Origin of the sequence: Cellulomonas sp. PSBB021 (assembly GCF_002240455.1) — a bacterium.
Taxonomy (GTDB): Bacteria; Actinomycetota; Actinomycetes; order Actinomycetales; family Cellulomonadaceae; genus Cellulomonas; species Cellulomonas uda.
Genome location: NZ_CP021430.1, coordinates 1,214,083 through 1,228,509, shown reverse-complemented (window position 1 = coordinate 1,228,509; position 14,427 = coordinate 1,214,083). Strand labels below are relative to the sequence as shown.

Genomic DNA, 14,427 nt, shown 5'->3' with positions numbered 1-14,427 from the left:
TCCGTCGGCAGCGCCCGTTCAGCTTCCGCCGGCGAGGACCTTGAGCCTTGTCTTGGTGACGAGGGCGTCGATGAAGCTGGCGACGAGGTTGAGGTCTTCTTCGCTGAGTTCGGTGACGGCGGCGATCCGGTCGTCGCCGAGGGCAGCTTCGTCGGGTGTGCGCCGGGGGCGTCGGGGGGCGTCGTCGAGGAGCAGGTAGTCGGTGGTGACGTCGAAGACTTCGGCGAGCCGGATGATGACGTCGGCCGAGGGGGTGATGCGGCCGTGCTCGTAGCGGCTGATCTGGCCGGCGTCGCCGCCGATCTTGGAGGCGAGGTCGGCCTGGGACCAGCCGACTCGTCGAGGGCTGCGGCGTCGCGCTGCGTCGCCAGGGCAAGGACTACGTGGGTGCGTGTCCGTTCCACGAGGACGACTCACCGTCGCTGGTGATCACGCCGAGCAAGAACCTGTGGCACTGCCTGGGTGCCTGCGGCCGCGGTGGCGGTCCGCTCCTCTTGCGCTACGTGTCCGCGACCGCCCCCGTCATCGCTCCCGGGCGCCCGCGTCATCGGTTCCGTCATCGCCGCCGTCATCGACACGGGCCTCCCAGAGCCCCGCTGACGGCCCTGGCGCTGCCAGACTCAGGTCCATGACCACCTCGACCCGCCGCGCCCACGCGCCGGCCTGGGTCCTGGCCTTCCTAGCCGCCGTCCTTGCCGTCGTCCTCGGCGCGTTCACCGCCGGACCGGCGTCGGCCCTCACAGCCTCCGCGGCGCAGAACGCCGTCGGGGCCTCCACGCCCACGGCGCAGGTTGCCGTCGAGCCATCAGCGAGCATCACCGCAGGTCCGCGACTAGGGAACGACCCCCCGCAACCCCGAACCGTGGTGGCTACCGGTGTTGCCGCAAACACAGGACGCACAGCAGCACGCACGTGCCTGCGGTCCTTCGCTGGAACCACGCTGGTGCTCATGGCCGACGGCACCAAGAAGCCGATCAAGGACATCAAGGTCGGCGACGAGGTGGTGGCCACCGACCCCGAGACCGGCGAACGCGTCACCCGCAAGGTCACGTACCTGTGGGTCCACGATGACGAGCTCGCAGACCTGGTCCTGGCCGACGGCAGCGTCCTGACCACGACCACCGATCACCTGTTCTGGTCCGTCACTGACCAGCGCTTCGAGCAAGCGGACCAGCTCACGGCGGGCGAGGTCGTCCTCGGAGACGGCGGCCGCCAGATCACGGTCATTGGTTTCCGGCCAGGGACCGAGAGCTCCGGGCTGGCCTACAACCTCGAGATCGCTGGCGTCCACACCTATCACGTCGGCCCCGAAGCGATCCTCGTCCACAACGAGTGCTCGGACGAGGCGTGGGACATCGCGATGAAGGCGTTCGACAAGCACGGTGCCGATATGGGCTTCAAGTCCGTCGATGAGATGGGTGCCTACGTTGATGACGTGATGAGTCGGAGCGCGGGCCATCTTCGCGATGACGGTTCACGCTTCTGGATCGACTACGGGAACTCCGCGATCATCTTCCGAGGCCCGAACGCAGGCGTCCCGGGGTCGGTCTACCGCCCGGACAACTTCAGTCACGCGGTCGACGAGGCCCTGCGAAGGGCGGTGAACGAGTGATGATTGCCAGATTCCGGAGCGACGGCGTTGATCTTGATCTGACGAAGGACGAGTACATCTTCGTCTACTTGACGTTGTCGCACGCGCTTCACGGGGTTCGGATGGAAGACCACGACTTCCGAAACATCCTCGGTATGTCGCGGGAGGACGCCGAGGCGCTCATGGGCCGAATCGGTGCGGCTGAGGATGAGGCCCGAGCCTCGGGGACGCATTGGAACCCGATCAGTTCGGAGCAGTGACAACCGGTGAACCAGCAACTGGTGACGGCCTTCTTCGAGGACCTGGCGCGCTCGATGGACCACTGGGTCGACGCGGTCGCTCTTCTCGCAGGGGACGATCTACTCGGCGGCTGAGCCGACGGTGTCCGTGGTGCTTGCTGCTCTGACGGAGGACCAGCCGTCCTGGCGAAGCGGCCGGATGTTGGATCTCTTGTTCTTCATCGTGAGAGGCACGTCGGTGACGGATTCGACCCTGCAGTCTCGCTGCAGGGACCGTGCGCGTGAGGGGCTCTGGCTGCTCGCGCGATGGGCACTGGCGCATGAAGGGTGGGCGCGAGACAACGCCCTGGAAGTGATCGAGGTCGTCGCGCCTGATCGGATCGAGTTGATCCGCTCGGCGCTGGCTGCGCGTTGATCTCGTCTGGGCGCGGGCCGGCCGGAGGATAAGCCGAGTCAGGAGGTGTCTTCGGCGTTGATCGGCTGGACGCGGCCGCGAGCGAGGAGGTCCACCCTCGCCAGTACGGCGGGGAGCCGGTTCGGTCCTGTCATCGCAGCGACGATCCGTGCCGCCTCAGCGGTTGTGAGCCCTCCGGCGGCCGTGACGTAGAGGGGTCGGGTCGCGGCGCCGCGGATCACCTCGGCTGCATGTGTCGCGGTGCGGAAGGGCGTCTTCGCGACGCCGATGACCGGAATGCCGATTGCGGCCGCGGCGTGCGCTCCGAGCCCTGGGCGGCCCGATGGATCGAGAGTGGCATAGCCGTCGATGACCAGGAGCTCGAGCGGTGGACCGAGTGCCAGGACCGCTTGGATGCACGGTAGTTCCCGCTTGAAGAGTGCACCCGGCTCGTATGGTGCCGTCCGGGCGATGGTGGCGACGTGCTCGGAGGACACCGTCGAGAAGGTGAGTTCTCGACAGGCGACCAGGGCGGCTCTCGCTCTACCCGCGTCGTCGTAGTGAACGTCTACGGCGCCGACCGTCGTTGCGTCGTGCACGGGGTTGGTCAGCTGGCGTCGGTGGTCAGGGCGCGGAGTTTGGTCTTGGTGACGAGGGCGTCGAGGACTTTGAGTAGTGCGGCTTGGTCGTCGGGGGGCAGGGTGGCGAAGGCTGTGAGCTGGTCGGCCAGGGCGTTGGTGGGGGCGTGCAGGGGCCGGCGGGGCGCGTCGGGGACGACGAGGTAGTCGACGGCGACGTCGAAGGTCTCGGCGATGCGGACGACGGTGTCCAGGCCGGGGGCGACTTTGCCGCCTTCGTAACGGGAGACCTGGCGGGCGTCGGAGTCGATCTTGTCGGCGAGGTCGGCCTGGGACCAGCCGGCCTGGGTGCGTAGCTCGCGTAGGCGGTGGGGCTGGAACGCGCTGGGCATGTCGTGGCCCGATCGGCCCTGACCCGCCCTCGCTTGGCAAGTGACCTTGCGACAAGTAACCTTGTGATCATGGCGGGCGGACCGACGAACTCTCAGGCGCCCACCGACCCGATCATCTTGGACTCGGCCTACCGCCACGGGGTGAGCGAGGACGACATGCTGCACGCGTTGCGGTTCGCTCTCGCTCATGTCCGCCAGGACGACGACATGGTCATGTTCATCGGTCCCGACGTCGCCGGCGCCCAGCTGGTCGAGGTCGGGGTCGTGATCTGGTGGGGAGGCGAGCTCGCCATCGCCCACGCGCTGCGCCCGGCCCGGAACAAGTACCTCAGGTGATACCCATGCGACCCTCACTGACCGACCTGATCGCCCACGCCGATCAGCTCGCCGACGCCTTCGAGGACTATGACCCGACCGCGGGTGACTTCGACGCGCCGCTGCCACCGCTGATGGCGGTCAAGCTCGCCGCGTTCCGCCGCGCGGCGGCGGAGAAGGAGCTCGCCCAGGCCATCCACGCCGCCCGCGAGGCGCACCTGTCCTGGCGCGAGCTCGGCGAGGCCATCGGCACCACCGGCGAAGCCGCCCGGCAACGCTACCGAGCATCCTGACCCTGTCCTCGAGCGCAGTACAAGCGCCGCGGCACAAGTCGCCGGCGTGCTATCTCCATGAGCGACATGGGTCGGGCCTGAATGGACGGCGGTCCGCGGCGTCACGCACTCGGCGACTCGTCGCGCGGGAGCAGGACCGTGACCGAGGTGGCGGGGACGACGAGCGTGTCCGGGCCGTCGTAGCGGACGCCGTCCCATGCGGCGGCGACGACGAGCGGGACGTCGGGTTCGAGCGTGACCGCGCGGTCGTCGTCGTCGAGGTTGAGCAGGACGCGTGCGTCGCCGCGGCGCAGGTCGAACAGCCCGTGCCACGGGCCGTCGCTGTCGTCCGGGCCGGACCACATGAGGTCCGTCGCGGCCAGGTCGCCGGACGCCAGGTCGGCGGACGAGCGGCGTAGCGCGACGAGCGTGCGGTCGCGGGCTACGAGTACGACGCGGCCGGGCGTCAGACCTCCCGGCCGGGTTTCGGGCCGCTGGTGTGGGACGGTGAGGGTGAGTTCACGGCGGTGGGCACTGCGGGGTCGAGGACCTCGATGGTCTACGACGCGGACGGTGAGCGTCTGACCCGCACGGACTCCTCCGGCACGACGGTCTACCTGCCTGGTGGGCAGGAGATCCGCGTCGAGCACGGCGAGGTCGTCTCCGCGGTGCGGTACTACTCGTTCGACGGGCAGAGCGTGGCGGTGCGCACCGGCAAGGGTCTGGGGGCGGTCACGTCCTTGGTCGCCGACCTGCACGGCACGGCCCTGATCGCGATCGCGAACACCACATGGACCGCGGCCGGTGTCGTCAAGCAGTACACCGACCCGTTCGGCGCGGCCCGCAGCGCGGGCGTCGACGTCCCCGGTGAGCGGCAGTTCCTCGACAAGACCCGAGACGTGAGTACCGGTCTGACGCAGGTCGGTGCCCGCTACTACGACGAGACCACCGGCCGGTTCATCTCCGTCGACCCGGTACTCGACCTGACCAACCCTCAGCAGTGGAACGCCTACGTCTACGCCAACAACAACCCGACCACCTGGTCGGACCCCACCGGGTTGATGATCAGCTGGGACTGGCTCACCGATCCGATCGCCCGAGCCGGGCGGGGGACTGCGAACTGGTACAGCGCGTGGTTGGAGGACTCCGACGGTCAGAGCATCATCGTCAACAGCCTGCAGTCGTGGGGCGCCGGATCAGCCGACGCCGTGCTCGGCGCGGTCGACCTCGTCACCCCAGGGACCATCGGGCGGTTCGGGAACCCGAACACCAACAGCATCTACGCGTACTCCGACGACATCGGAGAGTGGGCCGGCCCCCAGATCCTGATCGGCGGGAACGCGGGCAACGCCGCCAAGGCGACCTCCTACGTCGGTAACGTGGCTCATCACAGATGAGGGTGTAGGAGTGTCGACGATGTCGTGAGACGTCGGGCGTGGTGGCGGGCGTGTCGAGGTGGGGGAAGGCGTCGAGGTCTTCCGAAGATGGGGGTTCTCACACCAACCCATCCGAAAGACCTCGACGTTGGACGACGCTACCTTCTGCCCGCCTGACCTGACCACGTTCGCCCGTCTGGACGATCTCGGCTTGGTCGTCGTCGGCCAGCACGTCACCGACCGCCGCACGGTGCTCGAGTGCCGGGTCGTCCCGGTGCCGGGCGACGAGTTCTGCCGCCAGTGCGGTGCGGAGGGCCTCGTGCGGGACACGGTCACGCGCCGACTGGCGCACGAGCCGTTCGGGTGGCGGCCCACCACGCTGCACGTGCGGGTGCGCCGTTACCGGTGTCCCACCTGTGAGCGGGTGTGGCGGCAGGACACCACCCGGGCGGCGGAGCCGCGTGCGAAGCTCTCCCGTGCCGCGCTGGCGTGGGCGCTGAACGGGCTGGTGGTCCAGCACCTGACCGTCGCCCGGCTGCGCGACGCGCTCGCCGTGGCCTGGAACACGGTCAACGACGCCGTCCTCGCCGAAGGCCACCGCGTGCTGATCGCCGATTCGGCCCGGTTCGACGGGGTCACCGTCATCGGCGTGGACGAGCACGTGTGGCGGCACACCCGCCGTGGCGACAAGTACGTCACCGTCATCATCGACCTGACCCCCGTGAAGGACGGCACGGGGCCGTCCCGACTGCTCGACATGATCGAGGGCCGCTCCAAGGCGGTGTTCAAGGACTGGCTCGCCGGGCGGCCCAAGGCGTGGCAGCAGGGCGTCCAGGTCGTCGCGATGGACGGGTTCACCGGGTTCAAGACCGCCGCCGCCGAAGAGCTCCCCGACGCGGTCGCGGTCATGGACCCGTTCCACGTCGTGCGCCTCGCCGGTGACGCCCTCGACAAGTGCCGGCGCCGGGTCCAGCAGGAGCTCCACGGGCACCGCGGCCTCGCGACCGATCCGCTCTACCGGGCCCGGCGGACCCTGCACACCGGTGCTGACCTGCTCACCGACCGGCAAGCCGCCCGCCTCGAGGCCCTGTTCGCCGACGAGGAGCACGTGCCCGTCGAGGCGACCTGGGGCATCTACCAGCGGATGATCGGCGCCTACCGGCACCCGGACCGGACGACCGGCAAGAAGATCATGACCGCGCTGATCGACTGCGTCGCTACCGGAGTACCGACGTCGCTGGTCGAGATCATCACCCTCGGCCGGACCCTGAAGAAGCGTGCCGCGGACGTCCTCGCGTTCTTCGACCGCCCCGGCACCAGCAACGGCCCCACCGAGGCCATCAACGGGCGGCTCGAACACCTGCGCGGCTCCGCCCTCGGCTTCCGGAACCTGACGAACTACATCACCCGCAGCCTCCTCGAGACCGGCGGCTTCAGACCCCGACTACACCCTGCATTGTGAAGAGCCGGTAACGTGGGAGAGAGGGTACTTGCGGAGGCCGCGGCGTCACTGTCGGCTCGCGCAGCCGTCGAGACGGCCGCAAACGTCGCAGTCTCGAAGCCCTTCGCGATGGGGATCAAGGATCACCTGGATGATTTCGCTCTGACCCATGGTGCTGATACGTGGAAGTCGCTGCCGGAGGTGGGGCCGGACGCGCCTCTAGGTGCGTGGAAGGACGGTGTCGTGAGAAAGTTGCGGGATCCGGGTCAGCGCGTTCTGTTCAACCTGGATGGCGTTGACGTCTGGCCGGGCGTGTCCCGGGCGGCCGCGGGTAGGGGCGGTGCGACTGACTGGGAGCTGCTGCAGATTCGAGAGGGCAGCTTCCCGAACCTGGAGTTCTGGCAGAACGGGAAATGTGTTGGGAATCCCTTCGGATGAGTAGTGTCTCGTACCCGGATCGTCTGTTTCAGCTCTGGGAGTACCGCGTTAGCCATGGCGGTCTGATGATCCGCAGCCCCCGTGGGCCGAACACCTCCACGAACGTCGACCTTATCTTCGACGGGGTTGAGTTGCTCTGCTGCGCAAGGATCCTGAGGGGCCTTGAGTTGGTGCAGCCGGAGGAAGGGGATGTTGCCAAGGTCTATGATTTCCTCGGCGAACTTGCAGGGTCGGACGGCGTCTTCGTGTTCGCGTCTGAAGGCGTGCGACACATCGTCGTGGCGTCCTCGTTCCGCGTCGTGGAGCACGAGGGCGACATCTTCGACAGTCCCTTCTGATCTGCTGCGATGCGCCAGCCTGAGCTCACGCATCGTTGTGCTACGAGACGGGCTCGGCGAGGCATGACAGGGTGGCGCCTCGTCCGGGTCCCGGGTCCTAGATCAGGGTGACGGTCCCCAAGACGGCGCACCGGCTCCGGTCCCGGGCGCCGCAGCTACCGGAATGGTGGCGCTCGGCTGGCGCAGGACACCGCGGTGAGCCCCATGGCTCCGAGAGCGCTTCTCAACCGCCTGCAAGTCTTCGTAGTGCGGAGCCTGACCCGCTTCTACGGACACGTGAGCGGCCGGTCGCAGAGGTCGCGTCCGAGTTGGGGCTCGGGACGCGGCGCTACCTACCGCCGTCGGTGGTGAATCTGCTCACGCTTGCGGCTTGAGGAGAGTCGGCGGGTGACGTCGAAGACCCTGGAGCAGAACTGCCGACAGATGTTCGCCCGTCACAAGGTGCGGCGGGGCCGGGAGGCCGGAGATGGGTCGTGCGGGAGCAACACCACCGCCGAGGCGGCAGGGACGACCAGCGTGTCCGGGCCCTCGTAGCGGACGGGGTCCCATGCGGCGGCGACGACGAGCGGGACGTCGGGTTCGAGCGTGACCGCGCGGTCGTCGTCGTCGAGGTTGAGCAGGACGCGTGCGTCGCCGCGGCGCAGGTCGAGCAGCCCGCGCCACGGGCCGTCGCTGTCGTCGGGGCCGGACCACGCGAGGTCCGTCGCGGCCAGGTCGCCGGACGCCAGGTCGGCGGACGAGCGGCGTAGCGCGACGAGCGTGCGGTACCACTCCAGCAGGCGGGCATGGTCGCCGTGCGTGCGCTCGTCGCGGTCCAGGACCGCTGCGTCGCGAGTCGTCGGGTCCTGCGGGTCCGGGACGTCGACCTCGCGTCCGTACAGCGTGGCCCAGCCATGGCCTGCGAACTCGTGGCGTCGGCCCTCACGGACCGCGTCGCCCAGGTCGGGGTCGGTGTACGACGTGAAGAACGGGAACGGGCGGCGCGTGCCCCACTCCTCGCCCATGAACAGCATGGGCGTGAACGGCGAGAGCAGCAGGAGCGCGGCCTCGCACGCGAGGAGGCCCGGGCCGAGCCGCGCGGACGGGCGGTCGCCGAGCGCGCGGTTGCCGACCTGGTCGTGGTCCTGGACGAACACCACGAACCGGTGGCCGTCGGTGCCCTCGGGGACGGGCCGGCCCCAGTCACGCCCGCGGAACGTGGAGCGGCCGCCGTCGTGCACGAACACGCGCGTGAGCGCCTTCCGCAGCGTCGCGGGGGAGCCGAAGTCGACGTAGTAGCCGTGCCGCTCGCCGGTGACGAGCGCGTGGATCGCGTGGTGCACGTCGTCGGCCCACTGCGCGGTCATGCCCCAGCCGCCCTCGCTCGTCGGCGTGATCGAGACGACGTCGTTGAGGTCGGTCTCGGCGACGAGCGACAGGGGGCGGCCCAGCTCGGCGGACAGCGCCGCGACCTCGTCGGACAGCTCGGACAGCAGGTGGCGGTCCGAGTCGTCGCGCAGCTCGTGCACCGCGTCGAGGCGCAGCGCATCCACGTGGAAGTCGCGCAGCCAGCGCAGCGCGGAGCCGATCAGCCACGCGCGCACCTCGTCCGACCCGGGCTGGTCGAGGTTGATCGCGGATCCCCACGGCGTGTGGTGCGCGTCCGTCCAGTACGGCCCGAACTCGCCCACGTACGCGCCGGCGGGGCCGAGGTGGTTGTGCACGACGTCGAGGCAGACCGCGAGGCCGTGCGCGTGCGCCGCGTCGACGAACCGCTGGAGCGCCGCCGGCCCGCCGCACGCCTCGTGCACGGCCCAGGGACCCACGCCGTCGTAGCCCCAGCCGCGGTCCCCGTCGAACGGTGCGACCGGCATGAGCTCCACGACGTCGATGCCGAGGGAGACGAGGTCCTCGAGGTGCTCGCACGCCGCGTCGAGAGTGCCCTCGTCGGTGAACGTCCCGACGTGCAGCTCGTACAGCACACGACCGCGCACGTCGACACCGGCCCACCCGTCGTCGGTCCAGGCGAACCGGGCGGTGTCGAACACGCGGCTCGGGCCGTGCACGCCTGTCGGCTGCCACGCGCTGCGCGGGTCCGGGCGGGCAGGGCCGCCGTCGAGCGAGAACGCGTAGTCCGTGCCGTGCGGGAGCTCCCGGTCGTCGTGCCACCAGCCGTCGGGCGACCGCGTGAGCGCCCGGACCTCGCGCGGCGTGTCGTCAGGTCCGACGAGCACGTCGACCCGGGCGGCGTCGGGCGCCCATACCGCCGCGCGCACGTCAGTCCTCCCGCACCAGCAGTGCGACGGGCAGCCGCTCGAGGACGCCCGCGACCGGTGTCACCCCGCCCTCGGTGGTGCGCCCGGTGAGCACGTCACGCCACGTGCCCGGCGGGACCGCGACCGTGTGGTCCGCCCAGCCGCCGAGCCGGTCGACGGACGCCGCGAGCCGCGTCGCGACGACCGTCACGCGCGGCTCGTCGGCGACCGTGCGCGCGTACGTCACGGCGTGGCCCGACGAGTGCGCGAGCGGCACGTACCCGGCCTCGGGTCCGACGAACGCCTCGGGCAGGTCCCGGCGCACCCGCAGGGCCCGCGACGTGACGAGCAGCTTCTCGTCGGACAGGTCACGGGGCCCGGCGCCCGAGTCGAGCCGCTCGAGACGTGCGACCAGCGGTTCGAGCTCGACGAAGCGTCGGTTGTCCGGGTCGACGAGCGTGGGGGAGTCGACCTCGGTGCCCTGGTACACGTCCGGGATGCCCGGGAGCGTGAGCTGCACGAGCTTGGTCCCGAGCACGGCCGCACGCACCGCCGCGCGCGAGCGCTGCTCCCAGTCGGTGAGCAGCGCGACGACCTCCGGGTCGCCCAGCGCGCGCGTCGCGAGGTCGACGACCGCTGCCTCGTACGCCTCGTCGGGCGCGGTCCACCACGTGTGGGTCTTGGCCTCGCGCAGCGACTTCGTCAGGTACTCGACCAGCCGTTCGCGCGAGATCGGTCCCTCGGGGGTCCAGGTGCCTGCGAGCGTCTGCCACACCCACTGCTCGGCGCGCCCGTCGACGCGTGCGCTGCGCGCGGACGCCGTCGCGCCCCGCACCGCGAGGACCAGCCGCGACCACTCCGCGGGCAGCTCGCTCAGCACGCCGAGCCGCGCGCGGGTGTCCTCGCTGCGCTTCGTGTCGTGCGTCGACAGCGTGGTCATCGCGAGCGGCGCGGCCACCTGCTGGCGCGCGGCCCACGCCGCGAGGTCGGTGGGGGTGAGCGCGAACCGCGACGGCTCGCCGCCCACCTCGCACAACCCGACGAGCTGCGTCCAGCGGTAGTACGCCGTGTCCTCGACGCCCTTGGCCGTGACGGCACCGCACGTCTGCTGGAACCGCACGACGAGCTCGTCGCGCCGCTCGCCGCGCGTGCGTCCCGCACTGCCGACCTCGCGCCCGAGCAGGAGGTCGACCAGCACGTCCATGGTGGCGTGCCGCTCGGTCGACATGCGTCCGCGCGCGACGGCGGCGGCGCGCTCGAGCGCGGTGACAGAGTCGGACGGGACGACCTCGCCGGGCACGACGTACGCGCGGTACCGGTCGAACGCGACGAGCAGCTCGACGAGGCACTCGTGCAGCGCACGCCACGTGTGGTCGCGCAGGCGCAGGTCGTCCGCGCAGATGCTCGCCGCGAGCGTCGTGAGGCGGTACACCTCGGCGTAGAGCGGGCCGTCGACCACCTCGCGCTTGGCCTGCTCGACCACGCGCTCGTAGTCGTCCGACGCCTCGCCCGTGAGCCGGTGCATGAGCGCGCCGAGCGGGGCCGCGCCGCCCGGGTCGACGAACGTCTGCTGGATGCGCCACAGCGCGTCGTAGCCCGTGGTCCCCGCGGTGTCCCAGTCGGCGGGCAGCTCCTCGTCGCCCTCGAGGATCTTCTCGACGACGACCCACGCGCCCCCGCTCGCCTCACGCAGCCGCGCGAGGTATCCCGCGGGGTCGGCGAGGCCGTCGGGGTGGTCGACGCGCAGACCGTCGAGCACACCCTCCTCGAGCAGGTCGAGCACCAGCCGGTGCGTCGCGTAGAACACGTCCGGGTCCTCGACCCGCACCGCGACGAGCGTGCCGACGTCGAAGAACCGGCGGTAGTTGAGCTCCTCGTCGGCCACGCGCCAGTACGCGAGCCGGTAGTGCTGGCGCTCGAGCAGCTCGGTGAGCGGCAGCTGCTCGGTGCCTGCTCGGACCGGGAACACGTGGTCGTGGTACCGCAGCACGGTGCTCGGCCCGCGTCCCGGCACCTCGGCCGTCGTGAGCTCGAGCTCACCGCGTGCGAGCACCGCGCCGATCCGGTCGCCGAGCACGGGCATGAGCACCGCTCCGTCGCCCGCGGACCAGTCCACGTCGAACCACGCCGCGTACGGCGACCGGGCGCCGTCCTCGAGCACCGACCACAGGGCGGCGTTGTGCCACACGGGCGTCGGCACCGCCATGTGGTTCGGCACGATGTCCAGCACGAGGCCCAACCCGGCGGCGTGCGCGGTGTCCGCGAGCCGACGCAGCCCGTCGATCCCGCCCAGGACGGGGGAGACCTCGTCGTGCGCGACGACGTCGTAGCCGTGCGTCGAGCCCGGGGCGGCCGTCAGCACCGGCGACAGGTACATGTGCGACACCCCGAGCGACGCGAGGTACGGGACCCGCTCCGCGACGTCGTCGAACGTGAGGTCCGCGCCGAGCTGGACGCGGTACGTCGAGACCGGCACAGGTCGGCCGGGTGCGACCAACCGGCGCGCGGGCGTCTGCCGCGTGTCCGTCACGCGTCGCCCTCGTGCGCGGTGCCCGACGACGAGCGCGCCGAGGGACGCCGCGTGCTGCGGCGCTTCGGCTCCGTCCGCGTCGGGGTGACCTTCGCCGACTCGCGCGCGGCCTCCGCGATCGCACCCGAGCCGGACGCCGCCGGGATCGGGGTGACCGGCGGCCGCGTGAGCACGACCATCGAGTGCCGCGCGAGCGCGAGCTCCTCGCCCGGCGCCGCGGTGTCGCCCGGGTCCACCTGCGAGTCCGTGTCCAGCACCGCGGTCCACTGCTCGCCGTACTCGGAGTCGGGGATGGTGAACGACGTGGGCTCGGGCGACCCGTTGAACAGGATGAGGAACGAGTCGTCGACGATCTGCTCGCCGCGCACGTCCGGCTCGGCGATCGCGTCGCCGTTGAGGAAGACCATCACCGCACGCGCGCTCGAGCTGTTCCACTCCTCGTCGGCCATGTGCTCGCCCGAGGGCGAGAGCCACGCGATGTCCCGCAGGTCCGACTCGCCGCCGTGGTCGGGCGCCCCCGCGAAGAACCGGCGCCGCCGGAACACGGGGTGCTCCTGGCGCAGCTGTACGACGCGACGGGCGAACGCCAGGAGTGCGGTCCGCTCCTCGTCCAGGTCCCAGTCCACCCACGACAGCTCGTTGTCCTGGCAGTACACGTTGTTGTTGCCCTGCTGCGTGCGCCCGAGCTCGTCGCCGTGCGCGAGCATCGGGATGCCCTGCGACAGCAGGAGCGTCGCGAGGAAGTTGCGCTGCTGGCGGCCGCGGAGCTTGTTCACCGCCTCGTCGTCGGTCGGGCCCTCGACCCCGCAGTTCCACGACCGGTTCCAGCCCTCGCCGTCCCGGTTGTCCTCGCCGTTCGCCTCGTTGTGCTTCTCGTTGTAGGAGACGAGGTCGCGCAGCGTGAAGCCGTCGTGCGCGGTGACGAAGTTGACGCTCGCGATCGGCCGGCGGCCGGTGTGCTCGTACAGGTCCGACGAGCCCGACAGGCGGCTCGCGAACTCGCCGAGCGTCGACGGCTCGCCCCGCCAGAAGTCACGCACCGTGTCGCGGTACTTGCCGTTCCACTCCGACCACAGCGGAGGGAACCCGCCCACCTGGTAGCCGCCGTCGCCGACGTCCCACGGCTCCGCGATGAGCTTGACGCGCGAGATCACCGGGTCCTGGTGCACCAGGTCGAAGAACGCCGACAGGCGGTCAACCTCGTGGAACTGGCGGGCCAGGGTCGCCGCGAGGTCGAACCGGAACCCGTCGACGTGCATCTCCGTCACCCAGTACCGCAGCGAGTCCATGATCAGCTGGAGCACGTGCGGCGAGCGCATGAGCAGGGAGTTGCCCGTGCCCGTCGTGTCGAAGTAGTGCTCCTTGGCGTCGTCGACGAGCCGGTAGTAGTTGGCGTTGTCGATCCCGCGGAAGCTCAGCGTGGGGCCCAGGTGGTTGCCCTCGGCCGTGTGGTTGTAGACGACGTCGAGGATGACCTCGATGTTCGCGGCGTGCAGCTCGCGGACCATCGCCTTGAACTCCTGGACCTGCTGACCGGGCTGCTGGAACGCCGCATACGCGTTGTGCGGCGCGAAGAAGCCGATCGTGTTGTAGCCCCAGTAGTTCGACAGGCCCTTCGCCTGCAGCGAGGGGTCGTTGACGAACTGGTGCACCGGCATGAGCTCGATGGCGGTTACCCCGAGCTGCGTGAGGTGCTCGATGACCGCCGGGTGCCCGAGCGCGGCGTACGTCCCGCGCAGCTCCTCCGGGACCGCGGGGTGCTGCTTGGTCAGCCCGCGCACGTGCGCCTCGTAGACGACCGACTCGTGGTACTCGTGCTGCGGCGGGCGGTCGTGCCCCCAGTCGAAGAACGGGTTGACGACCACCGACAGCATCGTGTGCGCGGCCGAGTCGTCCTCGTTGCGCTGCGCCGGGTCGTCGAACCGGTAGGAGTACAGCGACGCGTCGCCGTCGACCTGGCCGTGGATGGCCTTGGCGTACGGGTCGAGCAGCAACTTGGACGGGTCGCAGCGATGGCCGTTCTCCGGGTCGTACGGCCCGTGCACGCGGTAGCCGTACAGCTGACCGGGTTGCACGGCGGGCAGGTAGCCGTGCCACACGAACGCGTCGACCTCCACGAGGTCGACGCGGCGTTCCGTGCCGTCGGGGTCGATCAGGCAGAGCTCGACACGCTCCGCGACCTCCGAGAACAGCGCGAAGTTGGTGCCGGCCCCGTTGTAGGTGGCGCCGAGGGGGTAGGGGCGTCCGGGCCAGATGAGCATGCGACCCAGCGTGCCAGCGTCGGCGCAG

At 70.5% G+C, this 14,427-nt stretch carries 17 protein-coding genes; 10 read left to right on the top strand and 7 right to left on the bottom strand.

The annotated features are described in order from the left end of the window. Positions 1-18: 18 nt before the first annotated feature. Entirely contained in the window at positions 19-417 is a 399-nt protein-coding gene (locus tag CBP52_RS05575) for a helix-turn-helix domain-containing protein (protein ID WP_094180157.1), read from the bottom strand. Between CBP52_RS05575 and CBP52_RS18660 the strand changes: the two genes are divergently transcribed. The 4 genes from CBP52_RS18660 to CBP52_RS05555 all read left to right on the top strand — a co-directional run bounded on the left by CBP52_RS18660 (position 384) and on the right by CBP52_RS05555 (position 2,245). Next, positions 384-632, top strand: a complete 249-nt coding sequence (locus tag CBP52_RS18660) for a CHC2 zinc finger domain-containing protein (RefSeq protein ID WP_157732503.1) — start codon at positions 384-386, stop codon at positions 630-632. The two genes, CBP52_RS05575 and CBP52_RS18660, sit on opposite strands and share 34 nt — an antisense overlap. Continuing rightward, the gene (locus tag CBP52_RS05565; RefSeq protein ID WP_094180156.1) at positions 629-1,612 is read left to right on the top strand and encodes a Hint domain-containing protein; all 984 of its coding nucleotides are present in this window, start codon (positions 629-631) and stop codon (positions 1,610-1,612) included. The genes CBP52_RS18660 and CBP52_RS05565 overlap by 4 nt, the downstream gene beginning before the upstream one ends. Further along, complete coding sequence (locus CBP52_RS05560; protein WP_157732502.1) at positions 1,612-1,851, top strand: hypothetical protein; 240 nt, start codon at positions 1,612-1,614, stop codon at positions 1,849-1,851. The genes CBP52_RS05565 and CBP52_RS05560 overlap by 1 nt, the downstream gene beginning before the upstream one ends. Before the next feature lie 130 nt (positions 1,852-1,981). After that, entirely contained in the window at positions 1,982-2,245 is a 264-nt protein-coding gene (locus CBP52_RS05555; protein ID WP_157732501.1) for a hypothetical protein, read from the top strand. A 38-nt stretch (positions 2,246-2,283) separates the two neighbouring features. Here CBP52_RS05555 and CBP52_RS05550 read toward each other — a convergent pair whose 3' ends face one another. Continuing rightward, positions 2,284-2,823 (bottom strand): endonuclease V, encoded by a 540-nt coding sequence (locus tag CBP52_RS05550; RefSeq protein ID WP_094180153.1) that lies wholly within the window; start codon positions 2,821-2,823, stop codon positions 2,284-2,286. Between the two features lie 8 nt (positions 2,824-2,831). Then, entirely contained in the window at positions 2,832-3,194 is a 363-nt protein-coding gene (locus CBP52_RS05545) for a helix-turn-helix domain-containing protein (RefSeq protein WP_157732500.1), read from the bottom strand. Between the two features lie 69 nt (positions 3,195-3,263). Between CBP52_RS05545 and CBP52_RS05540 the strand changes: the two genes are divergently transcribed. Both CBP52_RS05540 and CBP52_RS05535 read left to right on the top strand, forming a co-directional pair. Further along, positions 3,264-3,530 (top strand): hypothetical protein, encoded by a 267-nt coding sequence (locus CBP52_RS05540; protein WP_198303532.1) that lies wholly within the window; start codon positions 3,264-3,266, stop codon positions 3,528-3,530. 5 nt (positions 3,531-3,535) lie between these two features. Continuing rightward, complete coding sequence (locus tag CBP52_RS05535; protein WP_094180150.1) at positions 3,536-3,802, top strand: hypothetical protein; 267 nt, start codon at positions 3,536-3,538, stop codon at positions 3,800-3,802. A 101-nt stretch (positions 3,803-3,903) separates the two neighbouring features. On the opposite strand, the gene CBP52_RS18655 is transcribed toward CBP52_RS05535, so the two are convergent. Next, a complete protein-coding gene (locus CBP52_RS18655) occupies positions 3,904-4,431 on the bottom strand; it encodes a DUF3459 domain-containing protein (RefSeq protein ID WP_369826309.1) in 528 nt (175 codons plus the stop codon). On the opposite strand from CBP52_RS18655, the gene CBP52_RS05525 reads away from it, so the two are divergent. From CBP52_RS05525 to CBP52_RS05510, 4 genes are all read left to right on the top strand, one after another. Continuing rightward, positions 4,336-5,178, top strand: a complete 843-nt coding sequence (locus CBP52_RS05525) for an RHS repeat-associated core domain-containing protein (RefSeq protein ID WP_094180148.1) — start codon at positions 4,336-4,338, stop codon at positions 5,176-5,178. The genes CBP52_RS18655 and CBP52_RS05525 overlap by 96 nt on opposite strands. Positions 5,179-5,305: 127 nt before the next feature. Then, the gene (locus CBP52_RS05520) at positions 5,306-6,619 is read left to right on the top strand and encodes an ISL3 family transposase (protein ID WP_094180147.1); all 1,314 of its coding nucleotides are present in this window, start codon (positions 5,306-5,308) and stop codon (positions 6,617-6,619) included. A gap of 12 nt (positions 6,620-6,631) precedes the next feature. Beyond that, the gene (locus CBP52_RS05515) at positions 6,632-7,036 is read left to right on the top strand and encodes a hypothetical protein (RefSeq protein ID WP_157732499.1); all 405 of its coding nucleotides are present in this window, start codon (positions 6,632-6,634) and stop codon (positions 7,034-7,036) included. A 65-nt stretch (positions 7,037-7,101) separates the two neighbouring features. Then, the gene (locus tag CBP52_RS05510; RefSeq protein ID WP_157732498.1) at positions 7,102-7,374 is read left to right on the top strand and encodes a hypothetical protein; all 273 of its coding nucleotides are present in this window, start codon (positions 7,102-7,104) and stop codon (positions 7,372-7,374) included. 434 nt (positions 7,375-7,808) lie between these two features. Here CBP52_RS05510 and treZ read toward each other — a convergent pair whose 3' ends face one another. From treZ to glgX, 3 genes are read right to left on the bottom strand one after another with little or no spacing between them, the layout of a single operon-like run. After that, positions 7,809-9,629: a malto-oligosyltrehalose trehalohydrolase gene (gene treZ / locus CBP52_RS05505; RefSeq protein WP_094180144.1), complete on the bottom strand. Its 1,821-nt coding sequence runs from the start codon at positions 9,627-9,629 to the stop codon at positions 7,809-7,811. Position 9,630: 1 nt separating this feature from the next. Then, entirely contained in the window at positions 9,631-12,138 is a 2,508-nt protein-coding gene (gene treY, locus CBP52_RS05500; protein ID WP_094180143.1) for a malto-oligosyltrehalose synthase, read from the bottom strand. Beyond that, a complete protein-coding gene (glgX, locus tag CBP52_RS05495; RefSeq protein WP_094180142.1) occupies positions 12,135-14,399 on the bottom strand; it encodes a glycogen debranching protein GlgX in 2,265 nt (754 codons plus the stop codon). Before glgX ends, treY begins: the two co-directional genes overlap by 4 nt. Positions 14,400-14,427 lie beyond the last annotated feature (28 nt).

Bases quoted from the DNA above. Each gene is read 5' to 3' on its own strand.
- CBP52_RS05565 (WP_094180156.1), top strand. From the start codon at position 629: ATGACCACCTCGACCCGCCGCGCCCACGCGCCGGCCTGGGTCCTGGCC.
- CBP52_RS05560 (WP_157732502.1), top strand. From the start codon at position 1,612: ATGATTGCCAGATTCCGGAGCGACGGCGTTGATCTTGATCTGACGAAG.
- CBP52_RS05545 (WP_157732500.1), bottom strand. From the start codon at position 3,194: ATGCCCAGCGCGTTCCAGCCCCACCGCCTACGCGAGCTACGCACCCAG.
- CBP52_RS05540 (WP_198303532.1), top strand. From the start codon at position 3,264: ATGGCGGGCGGACCGACGAACTCTCAGGCGCCCACCGACCCGATCATC.
- CBP52_RS05535 (WP_094180150.1), top strand. From the start codon at position 3,536: ATGCGACCCTCACTGACCGACCTGATCGCCCACGCCGATCAGCTCGCC.
- CBP52_RS05525 (WP_094180148.1), top strand. From the start codon at position 4,336: ATGGTCTACGACGCGGACGGTGAGCGTCTGACCCGCACGGACTCCTCC.
- CBP52_RS05510 (WP_157732498.1), top strand. From the start codon at position 7,102: ATGATCCGCAGCCCCCGTGGGCCGAACACCTCCACGAACGTCGACCTT.
- glgX (WP_094180142.1), bottom strand. From the start codon at position 14,399: ATGCTCATCTGGCCCGGACGCCCCTACCCCCTCGGCGCCACCTACAAC.